This window comes from Streptomyces sp. M-16, from assembly GCF_052114405.1.
In the GTDB taxonomy this organism is placed as follows: Bacteria; Actinomycetota; Actinomycetes; order Streptomycetales; family Streptomycetaceae; genus Streptomyces.
The window spans coordinates 1-19863 of record NZ_JBFRER010000135.1; the positions used below are offsets into that span (position 1 = coordinate 1).

General features: G+C 74.3%; 19 protein-coding genes, 1 pseudogene and 1 riboswitch. Of the genes and pseudogenes, 8 read left to right on the forward strand and 12 right to left on the reverse strand.

Features of this window, described 5'->3' with window-relative positions:
- Positions 1 to 224: 224 nt before the first annotated feature.
- A riboswitch (cobalamin riboswitch) is annotated at positions 225 to 369 on the forward strand.
- A 35-nt stretch (positions 370 to 404) separates the two neighbouring features.
- The 4 genes from AB4039_RS36610 to AB4039_RS36625 are packed head-to-tail and all read left to right on the forward strand — an operon-like array spanning position 405 to position 3622.
- Positions 405 to 1406: an ABC transporter substrate-binding protein gene (locus AB4039_RS36610; protein ID WP_266847130.1), complete on the forward strand. Its 1002-nt coding sequence runs from the start codon at positions 405 to 407 to the stop codon at positions 1404 to 1406.
- Positions 1403 to 2446, forward strand: a complete 1044-nt coding sequence (locus AB4039_RS36615) for a FecCD family ABC transporter permease (protein WP_442272787.1) — start codon at positions 1403 to 1405, stop codon at positions 2444 to 2446. The genes AB4039_RS36610 and AB4039_RS36615 overlap by 4 nt, the downstream gene beginning before the upstream one ends.
- Complete coding sequence (locus AB4039_RS36620) at positions 2443 to 3273, forward strand: ABC transporter ATP-binding protein (RefSeq protein WP_442272788.1); 831 nt, start codon at positions 2443 to 2445, stop codon at positions 3271 to 3273. Before AB4039_RS36615 ends, AB4039_RS36620 begins: the two co-directional genes overlap by 4 nt.
- Before the next feature lie 16 nt (positions 3274 to 3289).
- The gene (locus AB4039_RS36625) at positions 3290 to 3622 is read left to right on the forward strand and encodes a DUF6191 domain-containing protein (RefSeq protein WP_266847134.1); all 333 of its coding nucleotides are present in this window, start codon (positions 3290 to 3292) and stop codon (positions 3620 to 3622) included.
- A gap of 144 nt (positions 3623 to 3766) precedes the next feature.
- Here the strand turns inward: AB4039_RS36625 and AB4039_RS36630 are convergent, their stop codons facing one another.
- The 9 genes from AB4039_RS36630 to AB4039_RS36670 all read right to left on the reverse strand — a co-directional run bounded on the left by AB4039_RS36630 (position 3767) and on the right by AB4039_RS36670 (position 13381).
- Positions 3767 to 4195 carry a MarR family transcriptional regulator gene (locus AB4039_RS36630; protein ID WP_266847135.1) on the reverse strand — a complete coding sequence of 143 codons (429 nt, stop codon included), beginning with the start codon at positions 4193 to 4195 and terminating at the stop codon, positions 3767 to 3769.
- Positions 4195 to 4662, reverse strand: a complete 468-nt coding sequence (locus AB4039_RS36635; RefSeq protein WP_442272789.1) for an SRPBCC family protein — start codon at positions 4660 to 4662, stop codon at positions 4195 to 4197. Before AB4039_RS36635 ends, AB4039_RS36630 begins: the two co-directional genes overlap by 1 nt.
- Positions 4663 to 4828: 166 nt before the next feature.
- Entirely contained in the window at positions 4829 to 5209 is a 381-nt protein-coding gene (locus tag AB4039_RS36640) for a VOC family protein (RefSeq protein WP_266847139.1), read from the reverse strand.
- A 140-nt stretch (positions 5210 to 5349) separates the two neighbouring features.
- Positions 5350 to 6966 (reverse strand): N,N-dimethylformamidase beta subunit family domain-containing protein, encoded by a 1617-nt coding sequence (locus tag AB4039_RS36645; protein WP_266847140.1) that lies wholly within the window; start codon positions 6964 to 6966, stop codon positions 5350 to 5352.
- A gap of 108 nt (positions 6967 to 7074) precedes the next feature.
- On the reverse strand, positions 7075 to 7665 hold the full coding sequence (locus AB4039_RS36650) for a VOC family protein (RefSeq protein WP_442272790.1): 591 nt from the start codon (positions 7663 to 7665) through the stop codon (positions 7075 to 7077).
- A gap of 105 nt (positions 7666 to 7770) precedes the next feature.
- Positions 7771 to 10164, reverse strand: a complete 2394-nt coding sequence (locus AB4039_RS36655) for a polysaccharide lyase 8 family protein (RefSeq protein WP_266847143.1) — start codon at positions 10162 to 10164, stop codon at positions 7771 to 7773.
- A 72-nt stretch (positions 10165 to 10236) separates the two neighbouring features.
- A complete protein-coding gene (locus AB4039_RS36660) occupies positions 10237 to 11076 on the reverse strand; it encodes a sugar phosphate isomerase/epimerase family protein (protein WP_266847145.1) in 840 nt (279 codons plus the stop codon).
- A complete protein-coding gene (locus AB4039_RS36665; RefSeq protein WP_266847147.1) occupies positions 11073 to 12233 on the reverse strand; it encodes a DUF993 family protein in 1161 nt (386 codons plus the stop codon). Before AB4039_RS36665 ends, AB4039_RS36660 begins: the two co-directional genes overlap by 4 nt.
- On the reverse strand, positions 12230 to 13381 hold the full coding sequence (locus AB4039_RS36670) for a Gfo/Idh/MocA family protein (RefSeq protein ID WP_266847148.1): 1152 nt from the start codon (positions 13379 to 13381) through the stop codon (positions 12230 to 12232). The genes AB4039_RS36665 and AB4039_RS36670 overlap by 4 nt, the downstream gene beginning before the upstream one ends.
- Positions 13382 to 13584: 203 nt before the next feature.
- On the opposite strand from AB4039_RS36670, the gene AB4039_RS36675 reads away from it, so the two are divergent.
- Both AB4039_RS36675 and AB4039_RS36680 read left to right on the forward strand, forming a co-directional pair.
- Positions 13585 to 14661, forward strand: coding sequence for a LacI family DNA-binding transcriptional regulator (locus tag AB4039_RS36675; protein ID WP_266847172.1), 1077 nt, complete (start codon positions 13585 to 13587; stop codon positions 14659 to 14661).
- Positions 14658 to 15482 carry a sugar phosphate isomerase/epimerase family protein gene (locus AB4039_RS36680; RefSeq protein WP_266847150.1) on the forward strand — a complete coding sequence of 275 codons (825 nt, stop codon included), beginning with the start codon at positions 14658 to 14660 and terminating at the stop codon, positions 15480 to 15482. Before AB4039_RS36675 ends, AB4039_RS36680 begins: the two co-directional genes overlap by 4 nt.
- On the opposite strand, the gene AB4039_RS36685 is transcribed toward AB4039_RS36680, so the two are convergent.
- The 3 genes from AB4039_RS36685 to AB4039_RS36695 all read right to left on the reverse strand — a co-directional run bounded on the left by AB4039_RS36685 (position 15443) and on the right by AB4039_RS36695 (position 18177).
- Positions 15443 to 16432, reverse strand: coding sequence for a hydroxyacid dehydrogenase (locus tag AB4039_RS36685; protein ID WP_442272793.1), 990 nt, complete (start codon positions 16430 to 16432; stop codon positions 15443 to 15445). The two genes, AB4039_RS36680 and AB4039_RS36685, sit on opposite strands and share 40 nt — an antisense overlap.
- Positions 16433 to 16899: 467 nt before the next feature.
- Positions 16900 to 17109 carry a hypothetical protein gene (locus AB4039_RS36690; RefSeq protein ID WP_442272791.1) on the reverse strand — a complete coding sequence of 70 codons (210 nt, stop codon included), beginning with the start codon at positions 17107 to 17109 and terminating at the stop codon, positions 16900 to 16902.
- 87 nt (positions 17110 to 17196) lie between these two features.
- The gene (locus AB4039_RS36695; RefSeq protein WP_442272792.1) at positions 17197 to 18177 is read right to left on the reverse strand and encodes a DeoR family transcriptional regulator; all 981 of its coding nucleotides are present in this window, start codon (positions 18175 to 18177) and stop codon (positions 17197 to 17199) included.
- A 358-nt stretch (positions 18178 to 18535) separates the two neighbouring features.
- Between AB4039_RS36695 and AB4039_RS36700 the strand changes: the two genes are divergently transcribed.
- Both AB4039_RS36700 and AB4039_RS36705 read left to right on the forward strand, forming a co-directional pair.
- Positions 18536 to 19483 carry an aldo/keto reductase gene (locus tag AB4039_RS36700; RefSeq protein WP_266847152.1) on the forward strand — a complete coding sequence of 316 codons (948 nt, stop codon included), beginning with the start codon at positions 18536 to 18538 and terminating at the stop codon, positions 19481 to 19483.
- 139 nt (positions 19484 to 19622) lie between these two features.
- Positions 19623 to 19863, forward strand: a pseudogene (locus AB4039_RS36705) (ABC transporter ATP-binding protein); the annotation flags it as partial.

A 19863-nucleotide genomic window follows, 5' to 3' on the forward strand; every position in this document is an offset into this window, starting at 1 on the left:
CCATCCGGCCATCCGGCCATCCGGCCATCCGGCCATCCGGCCATCCGGCCATCCGGCCATCCGGCCATCCGGCCATCCGGCCATCCGGCCATCCSGCCRTCCGGCCATCCGGCCATCCGGCCATCCGGCCATCCGGCCATCCCGCCGTCCGGCCGTTCGGCCGTTCGATCGCCGGGCCGGACGGCTGCGTCGGCCCTCCGGACCCCCGTTCGGGGCAAAGGGGGCATCTGGCAGACTTGTGCGGGTTGTCCCAGGCGGCGCAGGACAGGAAACCGGTGCGAATCCGGTGCGGTCCCGCCACTGTGACCGGAGCTCCGCCCACCCGCGGGCCCCCGGGAGTCAGACACTGACGCGCCGCCTCTTCACTTCGACCGGGGACGAGGATCCCCCGGAGAGGCCTCGCCATGTCGCGTTTCCGCGCCACCCTGCGCTCAATCGCCGCCCTCACCTTCCTGGTTCCGCTCGCCGCGTGCGGCGGCCCGGCCGACGGACACGCCGGTGCTGCCCGGCCCGGCCCCGGAGCGCGGCCCGCGCCCGGGTTCCCGTACACCGTCACCAACTGCGGTGTCACCAGCACCTACCAGGCCCCGCCCGAGCGTGCCGTCACCATGAACCAGCACGCCACCGAGATCATGCTGGCCCTCGGACTGCAGGACCGGATGGTCGGCACGGCCTACCTCGACGACTCCGTGCTCCCCGCCTACCGGCCCGCCTACGACAAGATCAAGGTGCTGGCCGGGGAATATCCCTCCAGGGAGGTGCTCCTCGGAGCCGACCCCGACTTCGTGTACGGCGGTTACGCCAGCGCCTTCGACAAGGGCCAGGGCCGGGACCGTGAAGGGCTCGCCCGGTCCGGCATCGGCTCCCGGCTGAGCGTGGAGTACTGCACCCGGGGCCCGGTCGGCCTCGCCCAGCTGAAGACCGAGATCACCGAGGTCGCCCGGACCTTCGGCGTGCCCGAACGCGGCGCGGCCCTCGTCGAGGACGAGCAGCGCCGCGTCGACGCCGTCACCGCGCGGCTGAAGGACGCGCCGAGGCCGCCCGTCTTCGTCTACGACTCCGGCGAGGGCTCCGCCTTCACCTCGGGCGGCAAGGGCATCGGCAACGAGATCGTCACCCTCGCCGGAGGCGCCAACGTCTTCGCCGACCTCGACGACACCTTCGGCGACGTGTCCTGGGAGAAGGTCATCGAGCGCAAGCCGGAGGTCGTCCTCCTCTACGACTACGGCGGCACCACCGTGGAGTCCAAGAAGCAGCGCCTGCTCAACGACCCGGCGCTGGCTCAGGTTCCCGCCGTCAAGAACCGGCGGTTCGTCGTGCTGCCGCTCTCCTCCGCCGTGCTCGGCGTACGCGTCGCCGACGCCGTCGAGTCCCTGGGCCGCCAACTCCACCCCGACGCCGCGTGAGGCGCCGCCGCACCGCCGCCGTCCTCCTGCTCCTCGCCGCCCTGCTGGCGGCTTCGGCGGTGGCCGGGCTCGCCCTGGGGCCCGTACGGATCGCCCCCGGCCGGGTCCTCGACCTCGTCCTGGCCGGACCGGACGCGCCGGGCGGAGCCTTCGCCTCCATCGTGTGGGACGTCCGCATGCCGCGCGTCCTGCTCGGCACGGTCGTCGGCGCCGGACTCGCCGTCGCCGGCGTGGTGCTCCAGGCCCTCGTGCGCAACCCGCTCGCCGACCCCTTCCTGCTCGGCGCCTCCTCGGGAGCCTCCGCGGGAGCCGTGCTCGTCATCGTCTTCGGTACGGCCGCCGGTGCGGGCGCCGCCGGAACCGCGGGCGGGGCCGGGGTGCCGCTCGCCGCGTTCGCCGGGTCGATGGCCGCGCTCGTCACCGTCTACGCCCTGGCCCGGCGCGGCGGCACCATGACCACCGGCCGGCTGATCCTGGCCGGAGTCGCCGTGCAGTACGTGCTCTCCGCCCTGACCAGCCTGGTGCTCGTACTGTCCGCGAGCCCCGACCAGATGCGCTCCGTGCTGTTCTGGACGCTGGGCGGCCTGGGCGGGGCCCGCTGGGACGAACTGGCCCTGCCCGCGGCGGCGCTGTTCGTCGGGACCGGCGTGCTCGTCACCCTGGCCCGGCCCCTCGACCTGCTGCTCGCCGGGGAGGAGGGCGCGCACGTCCTCGGACTGGACACCGGCCGGTTCCGGGCCGCCGCGTTCGTGCTCACCTCCCTCGTCATCGGGGTGCTGGTGGCCTCCAGCGGGGCGATCGGCTTCGTCGGGCTGATGGTTCCGCACGCCGCCCGGATGGTGGTGGGAGCAGGGCACCGGGCGCTGCTGCCCGTCGCCGCGCTGGGCGGGGCCGTGTTCCTGACCCTGGCCGACCTGCTGGCCCGTACGGCGGCCGCGCCCGAGGAGATACCGGTCGGCGTGGTCACCGCGCTGGTGGGAGGGCCGTTCTTCCTGTGGATGCTGCGCAGGTCCGGCCGCGGCGAGGGGGCGGGCGGATGACGGGGAGCCCGGTGGAACTCACCGTCGAGGCCGTGCGTTACGAGATCGACGGGCAGCCGCTGCTGCGCGGAGTCGACCTGACCGCCCGGCCGGGGGAGACGGTCGCCGTGGTCGGGCCGAACGGCAGTGGCAAGACCACGTTGCTGCGGTGCGTCTACGGCACTCTGCGGCCCACCGCCGGCCGCGTGCTCCTCGACGGGAGGGACGCGGGCTCGCTGAGCGTCAAGGAGCGGGCCCGGAAGGTGGCTGCCGTTCCCCAGGACGGCGCCGGTGCCCTGGGCCTGACGGTCCGAGAGGTCGTCGCCATGGGGCGCAGCCCGCACAAGCGGTTCTGGGAACAGGACGGCCCGGGAGACGCACTGTGCGTCGACCGGGCCCTGGAGACGGTCGGAGCGACCGCCTTCGCGGCGCGGCGCTTCGAGGAGTTGTCCGGCGGCGAACGCCAGCGCGCGCTCGTCGCCCGCGCCCTCGTCCAGGGAACGGGCCTCCTCGCCCTGGACGAGCCGACCAACCACCTCGACATCCACTACCAGCTGGAGGTCCTGGACCTGGTGCGCGGCCTGCCCACGACGAGCCTGCTGGTCCTGCACGACCTCAACCTGGCGGCGTCCTTCTGTGACCGGCTGTACGTCCTGGCGGGCGGCCGGGTGGTCGCGGGCGGTGCGCCGGGCGAGGTGCTGACGGAGGACCTGCTGGCCGAGGTCTACGGCGTCCGCACGCACATCGGTACCCACCCGACCACGGGAGCTCCCAGCATCGTCTACCTCCCCCCGGACCCGCCCGCCGCACGACTGCGGCACGTGCCGGAGGGAACGACGGCGCCCTGACGCACGTTCACAGGCCGTGCTGCATCTGCTGACGGGCCCCGGCCTCGTGCTGATCATCGTGATTCCGCTGTTCCTGTGGGCGGCCTTCCGCCGGGCCGCGCGGTTCGCGCGGCACCGGGGCCGGCTGCCGGGCAGCCCCGGCCACGCCGCGTTCGGTACGCGCGGTGCGGGCGCGACGGCCACGGAGGAACTGCACGCCCTGATCTACCCGAGCAAGCGGGTCCAGCTGGAGCAACGCCGCATCGAACTGGTGCTGCGGGACGACGAGCAGGACGGCGCGCCGGGAAAGACGGGCATCGACCTCGAATCGGGCACCGCCCGCATACGGAGGCGCGGCGGCCGGGCGTGAGGCCCCCGCCCCGGTGGGCTCGGACGGGGGCGGGGCGAGGTGCGCCCCCCCGTACGGCCGTGGCCGACCCGGGGCCGGGGCTCCCCCGTCCGGCGGTGGCCGACCCGGTCCGGGCCGCGCCGGGGCCGGGGCCGGGGCTTGGGTTCACCCCTCGGGGAGGGCCAGGCGGCGCAGGAGGGGCAGGGCCTCGTCGAGGGGGACCACGCGGAAGAATTCCGCATCGACGGCCTCGACGGCGGCGATCGCCCGGGGTGCCAGCTCGGCGCCCGCCTCGGTGACCCGGAGCCGTTTGGCCCGGGTGTCGGCCGGGTCGACCTCCCGCTCGACGAGCCCCTTCTGCTCCAGGGCCCGCAGCACCTGGGAGGTCATTTTGACGTCCGTGCCGGCCTGGCGCGCCAGGGCCAGCTGGTTGGGGTGTTCGCCCTGGCCGTTGAGCCACCAGGCGCAGGCGAGCAGCACGAACTGCACGTGGGTGAGGCCGATCGGGGCCAGTGCCGCGGCGATGTCGCGCTGCCAGCGCAGCGTGGCGTGCCACAGCAGGAAGCCGGGGCTGTCGGCGGGCCGCAGCGCCATCAGCGCGCCGCCTCGTCCGCCTCGTCCGCCTCGTCCGCCCCGGCGGTCTCGGCCGCCTCGGCCAGTCGGGTCAGGGCGGCCATGGTGTCCGGCCAGTCGGCGGTGATGCCCGGCCCGATCTCGGGGCCGGCCTCGTCCGCGCCCGTTCCGGTGATCTCCATCCGGTAGGTGACACGGATCCGGCCCTGCCCGGCCGGGTCGACGCGGTGCAGGGTGCGCAGCAGCAGGCCCCCGAACCGGGCCTCGTCGACGAAGAGTTCGTCTTCCACGGCCTCCGCGATGAGCAGCGGGATCGGGTCCTCGCCGGGCGGGGTCATGGAGATGCGGGTGCCCACCGCGAAAGGCCCGTCGATCTCGATCTTCTCGATCTCGGAGTTCCAGTCCGGCCAGCGCTCGACGTCGGCCCAGAGGTTCCAGACGGAGGGGGCGGTGGCGGTGGTCTCGACGCTGTGCTCGTACGTCCACATGATGCGGTCTCCCTCGACGCTGATGTTCTGTCCACAGACTATCTCCGCGAAGACTATCTGTCCACGGGTGGCCCGCAGCTCTTCCCACCCGGACAGGCGGAGGGGCCCGCGGCGCACGCTGCGCCGCGGGCCCCTCCTGGTGCCGCGATGTTTCCGCGGTTCCTGCCTAGCCGCCGTACGGGCGGGTGATGATCTCCATACCGTGCCCGTTCGGGTCCGGGAAGTAGACCCCGCGCCCGCCGTCGTTGTGGTTGATCTCGCCCGGGTGCTTGCCGTGCGGGTCGGCGAAGTACGGGATGCCCGCCGCCTGGATCTTCTCGAACGCCGCGTCGAACTCCGCCTCCGAGATGAGGAACGCGTAGTGCTGCACGGTGATGGACTCCGCCGGGATGGTGGCGAAGTCCAGGGTGACCCCGTTCGCGGTGGACACCGGGACGAAGGGACCCCACTCGGGGCCGACTTCGAGGCCGAGGATGTGCGCCAGGAATTCGGCGGACTCCCGGTTGTCGCGGGAGTGGATGATCGTGTGGTTCAGCTGGACCGACATGGGTGAATGCCTCCGAAAGGCACGTCACGGCACCTCCATGCCTCACCCGGTCGGTGACCGACACGCGATGCCGTCTTCGTGATCCTAATCAGCCCGTCCGGGCGGAGTCCACCGATATCGCCGCATGCGGGCCGCCGGCCTCACGATCCGCCGTACACCTCCTTGACGTTGTCCCGCGCGGGGCGGCTCCGCCCGGCCGGGCCCGCGGCGAAGACCCGCAGCAGGTTCTCCGTCACCCGCGTGGTCAGCGCGCCGGCGCGCGCGTCCAGACCGTGGTTGGCGCCGCCGCGGCCGTCGCCCGACGCGTCGAGGGCCTCGACCCAGCGCATCGTGCCCGTCGCGAACACTCCCGCCCCGCCGGGCACGGTGTAGTAGGCCGAGTCCTGGTGGCTGGGCCGTCCCTCGCACACCACCGGGGAGTGGGCCAGGATCTCGATCGGGCGGGGCGTCGGGAAACCGGTGTTGACCTTGTCGTACTCGACGCCGACCAGGTGCGCGAAGCTGTCGCCGGCCTTGGCTCCCGTTCCCTCGAACAGCCAGTGGCCCGGGTTCGTGACCACGTACGGGGCGTCCACCGGGTACCCGTCGTAGATCACGCCGAGCAGGGAGCTCTCGGGGTCCGCCGCGGGTGGCGAGCGGAAGTCGACCGTGGCCGGGTGGCCCCGCTTGAAGCCGGGATCCTGGTCGTAGGAGGACTTGTAGCAGACGACCGTACGGTCCGGGCCCAGGTCCGAGGCCTCCAGCCTGATCCGGCGGAAGCAGCAGTTCGCACCCAGGAACGCGATGTTGGTGCCCGCGTCGCGGGCCGCGGTGAAGTGCGCGCGCTGTTCTGGCGACCAGTACTCGTCGTGACCGGGCGAGAGCACCGCCGACGCCCCTTCCAGCAGCCGCTTCTCCCGCGCCACATCGGTCGTCGTCGTGTACGCGAGGGGGATACCGAGCCGCTCCGCCAGCGCGACCAGGGGTGCTTCGTAGACGAGGAACAGCCCCGCGCCGTCGTCGTACTCGTACGGCCGGTCGAAGGTCACGGCGAGCGAACGCGAGGCGTAGCCTCCGCTCGGACCGTCGTAGCTGCCGTACCCGCCCCACCGGTTGTACGCCTGCCAGGTCGCCACCGCGTTGACGATCACCGTCCGGCCGGCCGTCGCCGCCGAGCGGACGGTGACCGGCACGAACCGCTGGCCCTCGCCGCCCTGCGCGTCGAGCCTCAGCAGGTAACAGCCCTCGGGCCAGCCCTTGGTGTCGACCGATGCGGTACGCGGCCACCGGGTCCGGACCATACGGGTCCCGGGCTCCACCGTGTGCTCCGGCTGGCGGACCCCGGGCAGCGCCTCCGAACGCCACACCAGACGAGCCCGGGCCCCGCCGTACCAGCCCATCCGGTAGGCGGAGACGGTGAACCGGGGCGCGGTGGTCGACACGTGCAGCCCGAAGGACTCGCCGGGCAGGACCGACACCCGGTCCGCGAAGCCCTCGATGGCGCGGGCCGGACCGGCCTTGGTCACGTGCCAGTCGGCGTTGCCGGGCCGGGCGTTCTCGGCGTGCACGTCGAACCCGGCCCCCGGCGCGGGCGCCGACGCGGAGCCGTCCGGCTTCGGCCCCCGGTCCGCCCCGGCCCCTTTCTGCGCGTCACCGTCACCGGTCCCGCAGCCGGCCACCGCGCCGATCCCGGCGACCGTGGCCGCCCCCGTCGCCATGGCGAGAAAACGCCGCCGGCCCGCACCCTCGGCGCCGCCGGTTATGTGCTCCTGATCCATGCGGGCACGTTATGCCACGCCCGCCGCCTCCCCGGCACCGCGTCGGACAAGCGTCCTGCGGACGGAGCGAGGAGTCGGAACGGGCTCCGGACGAGGATCGGTCCGGGGTCAGCCCGTGACGTGGAACTCGTTCCCGCCGACGTCGAGGAACTCGCCCGGTTCCCGGTCGTGGTGGGTGACCTCCAGCCGCAGTCTGTTCCGCCCCGCCTTCGGCGCCGCAGGCGGCCCCATCACCAGGGAGACCGCGCCRGCGGGTCTGCGGCGAAGCCGGACGCCCCAGTCGTGGGACTCGACCGCGTGCCAGTCGGCCCGGGACTGCCAGAAGGCCGGCTGCGTGCGGCGGTCCTCCTCGGCGATGTCGAGGCAGATCGCGACGAGCCCGGAGTCGGCGAGCACGCCGGGATGGCCGGGACGCAGCACGCAGAACTCGTTGCCCTCCGGATCGGCCAGTACGTCCCACGGGACGTCCCCCTGGCCGATGTCGACCCGCCTCGCACCGAGCGTGAGCAGCCGCGCCACCTCGGCCTCCCAGTCCGGCCCCCCGGCCAGGTCGAGGTGGAGCCGGTTCTTGCCCGTCTTCGGCGTTGCCGTCGGCACGAACCGCAGGCGCAGACCGTCCGTCCTGCCCCGCGTCGCCTCCTGCCAGAAGCGGTCCATGCGCGCGACATCCAGTGCGTCGATCACGATCCCGGTCAGCATTTCGTTCCCCCAAGCCGTCGAACCCGTCGCCTGCTCATTGTCGCCCCCGCCGCCACGTCCGACCGAAGACCTCACCCGATCAACCCACCCGATCAATCCACCCTGTCACCCCAGCCGTACCACCACCTCCTGGCTCGCTCCGGCGGCCGTCGTGAGGTTCCCGAACCGGAGCCGCAACTGCGGCCCCGTCACGGCCGACAGCAGGCTCGGCGGGCTCGACACCACCGCGACGACGGGCCGGCCCCAGACCACATCCAGCGCCTCCACCGCCCGGGCGGGGTCGGCGACGCACACCGTCGCGGTGCCGTCCTCCCGCTCCCGCACCGTGACCGAGCACGGAGCACTCGCCTCCAGCGGACCCGCCACCCCGGCCCGCCAGAAGTTGATGCCGGTGAAGCCGAGGGAGCCCACCGCCACCCCCTGGGCCGCCTCGTCGTTGGCGAGGACGGTCATCCAACCCGACGCGGCGGCCCGTGCCCCGGTCCGGTCCGCCCCGGCCCCCGGGAGCAGCTGGTAGGCGTAGCCGGCGCCCGCCGGGTCCGTGCCGTGGTCGTACCAGAGGGTGAGGTAGCGCCGGGTCAGCGCGGTGGTGGAACCGCCCCGGTTCACCTCGCTCCAGCGGCCGGTACGCGCCTCCCGCAGGGCCCCGAAGGTTCCCGGGCCGTGCAGAACGTACCCGCCGAAGCCCGCCAGATGCGCCCACCCCGGCTCGGACCACACCCCCGACCAGCCCTGCCCCGAAGGCTGAACGGCCCCGTTCACCGTCAGGGCGTGGCCGCCGGCCGCCCCCAGGTTGCGGTTGTCGACGACCGTCTCGACCACGACCCCGTCCGTGGCGCGGATCCCCGACCCCAGGCAGACCACGGTGTCGGCCAGGAAGAACCACGACTTCCGGGCCTCCAGGGTGCTGCCGAGACCGCGCAGGTGCTGGCCCACCGACGCGAACTCCCCATCGGTGCTCCCGCCCACCCACGCCACGTCGGGCCGTGGTGCGCCCCAGTCGCCGCCCGCGCCGTCGGCCAGGACCTTGCGCGCCACCGTGGTGCCGGGCAGCCGGTACGGATCGACGGTGGGCCAGAAGGCGTCCGAGTACTGGCCGTTGCCGTACGAGGAACCCCACCAGGCGAGCATTCCGCTGCCGGTGTGCCAGCCCCGCAGGTTCTCACCGTTTCCCGTCTCGTAGTGGGCGATGCGCCGCGAGGCCAGGGAGAGCGAGGCCGCCCAGCCGGGCCGCCGGTGGGTGGCCCGGTCCATCGAGGAGAACAGCCGGTGCCCGACGGGCTCGGGCAGCGCCGTCACCGAGGCGTCGGCTTCGAGTTCGGCCAGCGCCGCGAGCGAGGCCAGCCCGAGGCTGCGGTCGGCCGCCGGGGGACTGTAGTGGGCCCGCGCCGTCCACCCCTTCACCAGCCCCCGCCAGCGGATGCGTTCGGCCGGACTCGCCCCTTCGGCGAGCTGCAGGATCGCGGCCAGCAGCGCGTGCCCCCGGGTGTGGTCGTCCTGCTGGACCTGCCGTGCGTCCAGGGCGGCGATCCCCCTGCTGACCGCCCGCCCGGACACGCAGTCCATGGCCAGCCCGTTGAACAGGAAGGGTGCCCAGGCCCGCTCCACCGCGTCGAAGACGATCCGCGCCCCCGGATCCGTGACCTCCCAGGGGGTGCCCTTCAACAGCGCGAACAGCAGCCCCAGACCGCCCAGGAGCACCGCACCGTAGGTCCCCGTGTACGGCACCCAGGTGTGCTGGACGAACGACCCGTCGCGGTAGAGCCCGTCCCCGCGGGTGACGTACGGGAAGACCGGCGCGAGCGCCTCCCCGGCCAGGGCGATCTTCGCCGGATCCGCGCCCACCACCCCGCGCACGGCCAGGACCCGGCACAGGTCGACCCGGTTGGCCCCCGTGCTCGTCCCGCCGTAGGCGGCCACGGCGGAGTCCGGCACGAAGTGGTCCACCGCCGCGCAGAACGCGGCGAGCCGGTCCGGCGTCAACTCCCCGTACAGCAGCACGCACATGTCCAGCAGAGCCTGTGGCGCCCCGATCTGCCAGCAGAACCAATTGCCGTAGCGCACCTGGCCCGCGTGGTACACCTGCGCGTGCATCTGGTCGAGGCCGCCGAGCAGAGCCGACAGCAACGCCGCGTCCCCGGTGAGCCCGGTGCCCGGCCGGACATAGGCCTCCGCCATCGTCCGCAACCGGTAGTAGCTCTGCGCCATCTTCTCGGGATCCGTGGTGAACCCCAGATCGGGCCAGAGCGAACCGGGTGCCGGGGCCATCGCGGCGGCCCACCCCCGGGCCGTCTCCCCGAGCTCGGCCAGCCGTGAACGGAACGGCTCGGCGGTCGCCGGGAATCCGCCGCCCAGCACCAGGCGCCGCCAGGCCGCGCGCAGGGCGGCCCAGTCCACTGCCGCGGGTGTGGCCCCCACCCCTACGGCGGGTGCCCCCAGCAGCAGCGCGCCTCCGCCCGCCGCGGAGAGAAAGGTGCGCCGACTCCACACGTCCGTCATCGCATGCTCCTTTTCCGATCCCAACCGGCCCCGTCGGCCCGGTCTCCCGCCTTGGTTCGCCGTGACCCACCGTCACTCGACGTGCTCGCGGTAGCGGTCGATCACCTCCCGAAGCACCTCGGCGCCGTCGCGGGCCCACAGCCCCGGGTGGAAGATCTCCACCTCCACCGGCCCCCGGTAGCCGGCCGCGTCCGCCGTCTCCCGGAACCCCCGCAGGTCGACGCAGCCGTCTCCCAGTTGCCCCCGACCGAGCAGCACCCCCTCGGGGAGCGGGGTCACCCAGTCGGCCACCTGCACGGACACGATCCGCCCGCCCTCGCCGGCCCGCCGCAGGTCCGCCCCCAGCCGCTCGTCCCACCACACGTGGTAGGAGTCCGCCACCACACCCACCTGGTGCGCCGGATACCGTTCGGCGATGTCGAGGGCCTGGCCCAGGGTGGAGACCACGCAGCGGTCGGCCGCGAACATCGGATGCAGCGGCTCGATCCCCAGACGCACCCCGTGCCCGGAAGCCCAGGGCGCCAGCTCGTCCAGGACGCCGACGATCCTGCGCCGTGCCTCCACCAGGTCGCGCTCGCCCTCCGCCAGCCCGCCCGAGACCAGCACCAGCGTGTCCGCCCCCAGCGCGGCCGCCTCCTCGACCGCACGCCTGTTGTCAGCGAGCGCGACGGCCCGGCCGGCCCGGTCGGAGGCGGTGAAGAACCCGCCGCGGCACAGGGAGCTGACGCGCAGTCCGGAGCCGGCGACCAGCTTCGCCGTCTCCCGCACCCCGAAACGGCGTACGGGCTCCCGCCACAGCCCCACGGCGCCCACCCCGGCCTCGGCGCACCCGGCCACCAGCTCCGGMAGCGACCACTGCCGGACCGTCTCCTGGTTGAGGCTCAGCCGGTCCGGCGCCCCGGCCCCGTTCACGCGCCCGCTCCGTGCGCGGCGAGGAGCTCGCGCATCCTGTCGGTGGCCAGCTCCGGATCGGGGAACAGGCCCAGCAGGTCGGCCCGTTCGTACGCGGTCGCCAGGTGGGGGAGCGAACGGGCCGACTCGTGCCCGCCCAGGAGCGTGAAGTGCTCCTGGTACCCCGCGAGCCAGGCCAGCAGGACGATCCCCGTCTTGTAATGGCGGGTCGGCGGGGCGAACAGGTGCCGGGCCAGGGCCACCGTCGGATCCAGCAGTGCCCGGAATCCGGCAGGGTCCCCGAGGTCGAGGGCCTGGGCGGCGCGGGCGGCGATCGGAGCGATCGGGTCGAAGATCCCCAGCAGGGCGTCGCTGGCGAACTCCCCGTCCCCGGCGATCAGCTGCGGATAGTGATGGTCGTCACCGGTGTAGCAGCGCACGCCCGCCGGGAGCCGCCGTCTGAGGTCGCCCTCCCGCTCTGCGTCCAGCAGCGAGATCTTGATCCCGTCCACCCTCTCCGGGTACTCGGAAACGATCTTCAGTACGACGTCCGTCGCCTCGTCGAGGTCGTCGTGGCCCCAATAGCCCTTCAGCTCGGGGTCGAACATCGGTCCCAGCCAGTGCAGGACGACCGGACGGGTACTCTGCCGCAGGAGTCCGCCGTAGACCTCCAGATAGTCCTCGGGGGAGCGGGCCGCGGCGGCCAGGGCACGGGAGGCCATCAGGACGGCCCCCGCCCCACAGGACTCCACGTACGCGAGCTGCTCCTCGTACGCGGCGGTGATCGCCGCCAGGGGGTGCAGGCGCCCTGCGGGGAGCTGGTCGGTCCCGGCGCCGCAGACGATGCGGCCGCCCACGGTCCGGGCCTCGGCCGCCGATCGGCGGATCAGCTCCGCCGCGGCCGGCCAGTCCAGGCCCATGCCCCGCTGGGCGGTGTCCATCGCCTCGGCGACCCCGAGGCCCAGGGCCCACAGCCGGTGGCGGAAGGCGAGCGTGGCCTCCCAGTCGACCGCCGGGCCACCCGCCTCCGGTGTCGCTGCCGGGGCGGTGGCCACGTGCGCGGCGCAGTAGAGGACGCGGCTGCGGGCCGGGCCGCGGGTGAACGGCCCGAGCGGAACCCGCGACGGCCGGTGCAGACGGAACCCGCCGTCCGCCGAGGGGAGCCGGATCCCGTTCACAGCACGACCTCCGGCACCGGCAGCCTGCGGCCCTCCGCGCTGGAGCGCAGCCCGAGGCGGGCCAGTTGTACCCCGCGCGCACCCGCCAGCAGGTCCCACCGCCAGGGTTCGTCCCGCACGACGTGGCGCAGGAAGAGCTCCCACTGGGCCTTGAAGGCGTTGTCCGCCGGGCTGTTGTCCGGTACTTCCTGCCACTGCGCCCGGAACGGCTCGGTCTGTGCGAGATCCGGATTCCACACCGGTTTCGGGGTCGAGGCCCGGTGCTGGACCCGGCAGCCGCGCAGCCCCGCCACCGCCGACCCGTGCGTCCCGTCCACCTGGAACTCCACCAGCTCGTCGCGGTGGACCCGGACGGCCCAGGACGAGTTGATCTGGGCGACGGCCCCGCCCTCCAGCTCGAAGATGCCGTACGCGGCGTCGTCCGCCGTGGCCTCGTACGGTTTGCCGTCCTCGTCCCAGCGGCGGCCGATGTGGGTGCGGGTGAGGGCCTGTACCGAGCGGATCCGGCCGAACAGCTCGTGCAGCAGGTACTCCCAGTGCGGGAACATGTCGGTGACGATGCCTCCGCCGTCCTGCTCCCGGTAGTTCCACGAGGGCCGTTGCGCCGGCTGCAGGTCGCCTTCGAAGACCCAGTAGCCGAACTCGCCGCGCACGGACAGGACCCGGCCGAAGAACCCGCCCTCGATCAGCCGCCTCAGCTTCAGCAGGCCCGGGAGGAACAACTTGTCCTGCACCACGCCGTGCTTGACCCCCGCGGCCGCGGCGAGCCTGGCCAGCCCCAGCGAGGACTTGAAGGTCAGGGCCGTGGGTTTCTCGCAGTACACGTGCTTCCCGGCGGCGATGGCCTGACGGACCGCCGCCTCCCGGGCGGCGGTCACCTGGGCGTCGAAGTAGACCTCCACCTCCGGGTCGGCCAGTACGGCCGTCAGATCGGTGGAGACGTGCTCCAGGCCGTGCCGCTCGGCGATGGCCCGGAGGGCCGGCTCCCGGCGCCCCACCAGGACGGGCTCCGGCCACAGCACCGTCCCGTCCCCGAGGTCCAGCCCGCCCTGTTCCCGCAGGGCCAGCAGGGAGCGGACCAGATGCTGGCGGTACCCCATCCGCCCGGTCACGCCGTTCATCGCGATCCTGATCGTCCTGCGTTCCATGGTGTCCGCGTCCCCTCCGTGCCGGTCGTTCCTTCTCGATAGAAAGCGCTTTCTGTTCCATCAGGCTAGGGCCGCTCACCTCCACGACACAACACACGTTCGAGTGATGGAAAGCGCTTGCCCGATCGCTCAGAATGGAGATCCACACACCGGATGAGACGATGACCCGGACGAACGGCCGGGCCGAGGAGGAGGGGTTCGAGATGGCGGTGACTCTTGCCGAGGTCGCGGCGCGAGCGGGGGTGTCGTCCGCCACGGTCTCCCGCGTGCTCAACGGCGGATACCCGGTGGCCGGCGGCACCCGCACCCGTGTGGAGCAGGCCGTGGAGGAACTGGGCTACATCGCCAACGCCCCCGCCCGCGCGCTGGCCGCTGCCACCTCCGATCTGGTCGGCGTGCTCGTCCATGACGTCGCCGACAGCTTCTTCGGCATCCTCGCGGGCTCCCTGCAGAGCGCGCTCGATCCCGCCGGGCCCGGGGAGGCGCGAAGACTGGCCGTGGTCTGCAACACGGCGGGCGACCCGGCCGCCGAGACCGCCTACCTCGGGTTGCTGGAGGGCCAGCGGGCCGGCGGAGTCGTCCTCACGGGCGGGGCCGCCGAGGATCCGGACCACACCGCCGCGCTCGCCGCCCGCGTCTCCCGGATGGCGGCCGGAGGGACGCGCGTGGTCCTGTGCGGGCGCCCGCCGTTGCCGCTGCCCCCCGCCCTGCCCGTCGCCACCATCACGTTCGACGACCGAGGAGGTGCCTTCCGCCTCGCCGAGCACCTGACGACGCTCGGCCACCGGTACATCGCCTACCTGGCGGGCCCGCCGGGACTGAGCACCACCCGGGAGCGGCTCGCCGGCCACCGGGCCGCCCTGGGGCGGCACGATCCGGCCCGGTCCGACGCCTGCACCGCGCTCACCGTGCACGCCGGCTTCGAGCGCTCCGCGGGCTATGACGCCACCCGCGAACTGTTGCGCCGGGGAAGACCCTTCACCGCCGTGGCCGCCGCCAACGACACCGTCGCCACCGGCGCCGCCGCCGCCCTGCGCGAAGCGGGCCTGCGGATCCCCGAAGACGTGTCCGTCGCGGGCTTCGACGACCTGCCGTTCGCCACGGACACGGCTCCCGCCCTCACCACCGTCCGGGTACCGCTGCGCGAGGCGGGTGTGCTCGCGGCGCAGCTGGTGACCGGGCGCCGGGCCCTGCCGCCGGGGGGCATCACCACCCTGCCCACCGAACTCATGGTGCGGGGCTCCACCGCCCCGCCTCCGGCCGGACGGAGGAGACCGTGAGGTACGCCTTCTCCACGCTGGGCGTGCCCGGGACCTCCCTCGCCCGGAGCGCCCGGCTGGCAGCCGAGCACGGCTACGACGGCCTCGAACTGCGGGCCCACTCCGAGGAACCGCTGCATTCCGGGAGTCCTCACGCGGACCGGGCGGCCGGGCTGCGGGCCGTCACCCGGGCCGGGGTGAGAGTCCTCGCGGTGGCCGGGTACGCGAGGGTGGCGGCGGCCGGGGAGGACGGGCCRGTCCTCGCCGAGCTGCGGGACCTGGTCCGGCTCGCGGCCGATCTCGAAGCCCCGTACGTCCGGGTCTTCCCCGGTGGGGGTGATCTGCCCGAGGCCGAAGCCGACGCCCACGCCGTCCGCCGGCTGTGCGCGGCGGCCCCCTTCGCGGCCCGGCACGGAGTGCGGATCCTGCTGGAGACCCACGATTCGCACCGCACCGCGGCCGCCGCCGCCCGGGTGCTCGACGCCGTCGGGCATCCCGGCGCGGGCGCGTTGTGGGACGTGCTCCACACCTGGCTGGGCGGTGAGGCACCGGCCGAGTCGAGCCGGTTGCTGGGAGCCCACCTCGGCTACCTCCAGGTGAAGGACGTGGCGTCCGCGCGGGAGCTCACCCCGCTCGGGCTCGGCGCCGGAGTCCTGCCGCTGGCCGAGGCGGTGGCCCGGGCGCCGGCCGGGGGATGGCTGTGCTGGGAGTACGAGAGGCGCTGGTACCCCGAGGCCGCGGAACTGGCCCGAGGGCTCGCGGGAGGACGGGAGCACCTGGTGGGACTGGTGGCCGCGGCCGGTCAGGCGGAGTGGGCCAAACGGCCCGGGTCCACCGGGTAGCGGAAGCCGAGGCCGCGTGCGTACCTCTCCAGCTCCTCGACGGCGCTGGTCGCCAGCCGGTCCAGCTCACCGCCGAGCGATCCGGCGACGTGCGGGGTGAGCAGTACGTTCGGGAGGTTGAAGAGCGGCGAGGTGGGCGGCAGCACCTCGGGTTCGGTGTGGTCGAGCACGGCGTGCAGCCTCCCGGCGACCAGCTCCTCGGTCAGGGCCGCCGTGTCGACGAGCGCGCCCCGCGCCGTATTGACGAGGGTCGCGCCGTCCGGCATCAGGGCCAGCCGGGAGGCGTCGAGCAGATGGCGGGTCTGCGGGAGCGCCGGGGCGTGCAGGCTCACCACGTCACTGCGCCGCAGCAGTTCGTCCAGCGGGCAGAGTTCCCCGCCGAGAGCGGCGACCTCAGCGGCGTCGGCGTACGGATCGTGCACCAGGACCCGCAGGTCGAAGGGGCGCAGCAGCTCCAGCACCCGCCGTCCGATGAGGGAGGCGCCCACGAGCCCCACGGTGCGCCGGTAGTTGCCGATCTCCGGGTAGCGGCGCAGCAGGTCCACCGGCCCGCGCAGGGAGCGATAGGCGTGTGCGGACTCCAGCACCCGTTTGTTGGCGAACAGGATCGCGGCGAGCGTGTACTCGGCGACCGGTACCGCGTTGGCGGCGGCCGCGCTGGAGACCAGCAGTCCCCGCTCCCAGCAGGCCGCGGTCACATGGTGCTTGACGCTCCCGGCGGAGTGGACGACGGCTCGCAGCCGCGGCATCCGGCGCAGCGCCTCCTCGTCGAGCGGCGGGCAGCCCCAGCCGGTGAACAGCACCTCGGCACGGGCCAGCCGGCCGCGGAGCGACGGGTCGTCGTCCCGGGCGAAGTCGCTGACCAGCAGCTCGGGGTCGACTTCGGCGACCCGCAGCAGCTCCGGCAGGACCCGGCGGGTCAGCACGGCCTCACGGGTGGCGGGGCTCATGGCGAGCACCGTGGCGGGCCGGGAGGAGAGGTCGGGACGGGTCACTTGACGGCTCCTGCGGTGAGACCCGGGCGCCGGAAGCGCCGGTGGCGGGGGAAGGTCGGCGCGAGGGGGACACGAACAGGCCGGAGGCCGGGACTCACGGGATGGAGCCGCTCGTCGTGGAAGCCGTTGCGGATGGCCGCGCGAGCGAACAGGGAGATCGTCACAAAGCCCGGCAGCGGCTCGGGGAACGACACGTGCGCGGGGACACGGAGTTCACCCGCTCCGTCCTGTGGGTCGTCCATCGTCGCCATGTCGGGTGCGGCGCAGCCCTCGACCGCGTGGTCGGGGCGGGGGTGTCGAACCTGCGCGACATGGAGCGGCTCCTACGGGCGACCGCGTGCGGCGACGGGTGGGAGAACGCAGCCATCCTTTTGTGCGGGCCGCCGCCCGTCAAGAGCGAACGCGCGGGCCGATCAATACGATCACTTCGCGGTGGTCATGCCCGGACGTACAGGCGGGGGAGCGGTTCCAGGTGCCGGCGCGGGCCCTCGTCCCCGGCCGGCCGGTCCAGCAGCAGGTCCGCCGCCCGCGCGGCCCACCTCGTACATGGCTGGCGCCATCGCGTACGGCCGTACGTCGGCCAGCGCGGCCAGCTCGTCGGCGTAGGCGATCACGGCCAGGTCCTCCGTCACCCGCACGCCCCCGTGCCCGGAGCCTGGGGGCGAGCACGATGGCGTCGGTGTCGTTGTGGATCAGCGAGGCCGTCACCCCACCCGTCGTCACCGCGGCGCACAGCCGGTCCTGGGTCCGCGCGAGCCGGTCCGCCACCGACAGCCGGCCCGGCCCGGCCCGGCCCGGAACCCGGCCCGGAACCCGGCCCGGAACCCGGCCCGGAACCCGGCCCGGAACCCGGCCCGGAACCCGGCCCGGAACCCGGCCCGGAACCCGGCCCGGTTCCGGCGGCCGCCGCAGCGGCCACGGCACCCCCGCAGTCGGCGGCGCTCCGCTCGGCGCCCCGCCGGCGCCGGCTCCAGTCCGAACGCGGCCAGGGCCGCCTCGTACCCGGCCCGCAGCCGCGGCCCCGTCGGCGGCTTTCGGCCGGCCAGGGCGATGCGCCGGTGGCCCTGCTCCACCAGATGCCGTACCGCCCCGGCCGCGTGGTGCGCGTGGTCCGACCCCACCCGGTCGAGCGCCGACGCCGGATGCCCGGGTGGCGCCGACCGCTCCACCCGCAGCACCGGCACCGGCAGCTCCGCCGTCCACGCGCCCTCCCCGGGGGCCGGCACACCGGCGTGCCCGTTCGGGGCCAGCAGCAATCCGTCGGCCCCGGTCGACAGCAGCCGGTCCGCCCGTGTCGGGTCCTCGCCCGCAGCAGGTGGCGCGTCAGCGCCACGCCCACGGTCAGCCCCGCGCCGCGCGCCACGCCCACGGTCAGCCCCGCGCCCCGCGCCCCGCGCCGCGCGCCGCGCGCCCCGCGCCTCGACCGCCTCCCGCGCGCCCCGCAGGACGTCCGCGAAGCAGTACGTGGTCGTCGGCGCGACCATCCCGACCACCGGCCCCACACCCGTGCGGCAGCTTGCGGCCCCGCCCGTGCCGGGTCCCCGCCTCCGCACCCGGCTGATCACCCCGTGCGTCCGGTGGATCTCGCCCCGGGCGGCCATGGCCTCGACGTCGCGCCGCAGGGTCACGGGGGAGACCCCCCGTTCCCAGGCCGGCTCCGTCACCCGGATGCTGCCCCAGGCCCGCACGATCGCGAGCACCCGCGTCCCCCGCCGGTCCGCATGTGCCCGAACGTGGTCCCCTGAGGTCCGGTCGGCCGGGCGGTTCGGTGTTGCTCCGCTCCGTCGGTGCCCGTCATGACGGGCAAACGAAACGATCGATTCGATCGCTCGCGTCGACTCCCTCGGTCGGCCGAGGCCGTTCATGCGTCGGCGACCCGGGGGAGGCCTCGGGCCGGCGTCCTGGAGCTGCCCCGCCGGTCCGGTCCCCGGCCGTTCCGGCGTCACACGGTGTTCACGCCCGCCGGGCTCGAACGCCGGGGCCGGCACGGCCTCTTGTGCCTAGACTGCGAACCGATTGATTGATCATGTATCGGACGAGCGTGGAGGCAGAACCCGCATGCGTTATCTCCCCCTGGGCAGTTCCGGACTGAAGGTCTCCGCCGTCGGCCTCGGCTGCAACAACTTCGGTGGCCGTCTCGACGCCCAGGCCACCCGCTCCGTCGTCGACGCCGCCCTCGACGCGGGCATCACCCTCCTCGACACCGCCGACATCTACGGTGGCGCCGGCGGCTCCGAGACCCACCTCGGCCAGGCCCTCAAGGGCCGCCGGGACCAGGTGGTCCTGGCCACCAAGTTCGGCTACGACGGCGTCGACATGGGCTACGGGCCCGCCGCCGGATCCCGGGGCGGCCGCGCCTACATCCGGCGCGCCGTCGAGGAGTCCCTGCGCCGCCTGGACACCGACCACATCGACCTCTACCAGCTGCACAGCCCCGACCCGGCCACCCCCATCGCGGAAACCCTCGCCGCGCTCACCGAGCTCGTCACCGAGGGGAAGATCCGTTACATCGGGCACTCCAACCTTAGCGGGTGGCAGCTCGCCGAGGCCGCCCACGTGGCCCGCGAGACCGGCGCGGTCCCCTTCGTGTCGGCGCAGAACGAGTGGTCCCTGCTCCAGCGCTCCGCCGAGCGGGAACTGGTCCCGGCCGCCGTGCACTACGGCCTCGGTGTCCTGCCCTATTTCCCGCTGGCCAACGGCCTGCTCACCGGCAAGATCCGCAGGGGCGCCCCCGTCCCGGCCGGCTCCCGCCTGGAAGGGCGCGACTCCTACGTCACCGAGGAGCGTCTCGACACCGTCGAGGCCCTGGCGGCGATCGCGGAGAAGTACGGGCGCACCGTTCTGGAGCTCGCCATCGGCTGGCTCTCCGCCCGGCCCGGCTGCGCCTCCGTCATCGCCGGGGCCACCTCCGCCGAGCAGGTACGCGCCAACGCGGCGGTGGCCGACCGTCCGCTGGAGGACGGGCTGCTGGCCGAGATCGACGCCGTCGCGGGCCTCCCGGCCTGACGGCCGCGCCGTGCGCCGGCCCCGGATCACCCGGGTGCCCGGCGCGCGCCGCGGGCTCCCGCCCACCCCCTCCTGCACAGTGCCGGACAGAACGGGACCGCGACGGCGGCGGCCCGGCACCGGAGGGAACGGAGCCAAGGTGGACAGGGCCAGGCGGGACACGGCTGAGGCGGACACGGCTGAGGCCGACCGCGCTGCGGCGGACCCGGCCGGGCCGGCCGGGGCCGACGTGCACAGGGCCGAGGCCGCCAGGGCCGAGGCGACGGACATGGGACGGCGGACGCTCCTGGCGGCCCTCGGCGCGGCGGGGATGGCGACGGCGCCGGCGGCCACGGGCTTCGCCCCCGCCCCCGCCCCCGCCCCCGCCCCCGCCTCCGCCG

Bases quoted from the DNA above. Each gene is read 5' to 3' on its own strand.
- AB4039_RS36635 (WP_442272789.1), bottom strand. From the start codon at position 4,662: ATGTGGACGTACGAGCACAGCGTCGAGACCACCGCCACCGCCCCCTCC.
- AB4039_RS36630 (WP_266847135.1), bottom strand. From the start codon at position 4,195: ATGGCGCTGCGGCCCGCCGACAGCCCCGGCTTCCTGCTGTGGCACGCC.
- AB4039_RS36675 (WP_266847172.1), top strand. From the start codon at position 13,585: ATGGCGGTGACTCTTGCCGAGGTCGCGGCGCGAGCGGGGGTGTCGTCC.
- AB4039_RS36620 (WP_442272788.1), top strand. From the start codon at position 2,443: ATGACGGGGAGCCCGGTGGAACTCACCGTCGAGGCCGTGCGTTACGAG.
- AB4039_RS36655 (WP_266847143.1), bottom strand. From the start codon at position 10,164: ATGACGGACGTGTGGAGTCGGCGCACCTTTCTCTCCGCGGCGGGCGGA.
- AB4039_RS36685 (WP_442272793.1), bottom strand. From the start codon at position 16,432: ATGAGCCCCGCCACCCGTGAGGCCGTGCTGACCCGCCGGGTCCTGCCG.
- AB4039_RS36640 (WP_266847139.1), bottom strand. From the start codon at position 5,209: ATGTCGGTCCAGCTGAACCACACGATCATCCACTCCCGCGACAACCGG.
- AB4039_RS36645 (WP_266847140.1), bottom strand. From the start codon at position 6,966: ATGGATCAGGAGCACATAACCGGCGGCGCCGAGGGTGCGGGCCGGCGG.
- AB4039_RS36670 (WP_266847148.1), bottom strand. From the start codon at position 13,381: ATGGAACGCAGGACGATCAGGATCGCGATGAACGGCGTGACCGGGCGG.
- AB4039_RS36700 (WP_266847152.1), top strand. From the start codon at position 18,536: ATGCGTTATCTCCCCCTGGGCAGTTCCGGACTGAAGGTCTCCGCCGTC.
- AB4039_RS36610 (WP_266847130.1), top strand. From the start codon at position 405: ATGTCGCGTTTCCGCGCCACCCTGCGCTCAATCGCCGCCCTCACCTTC.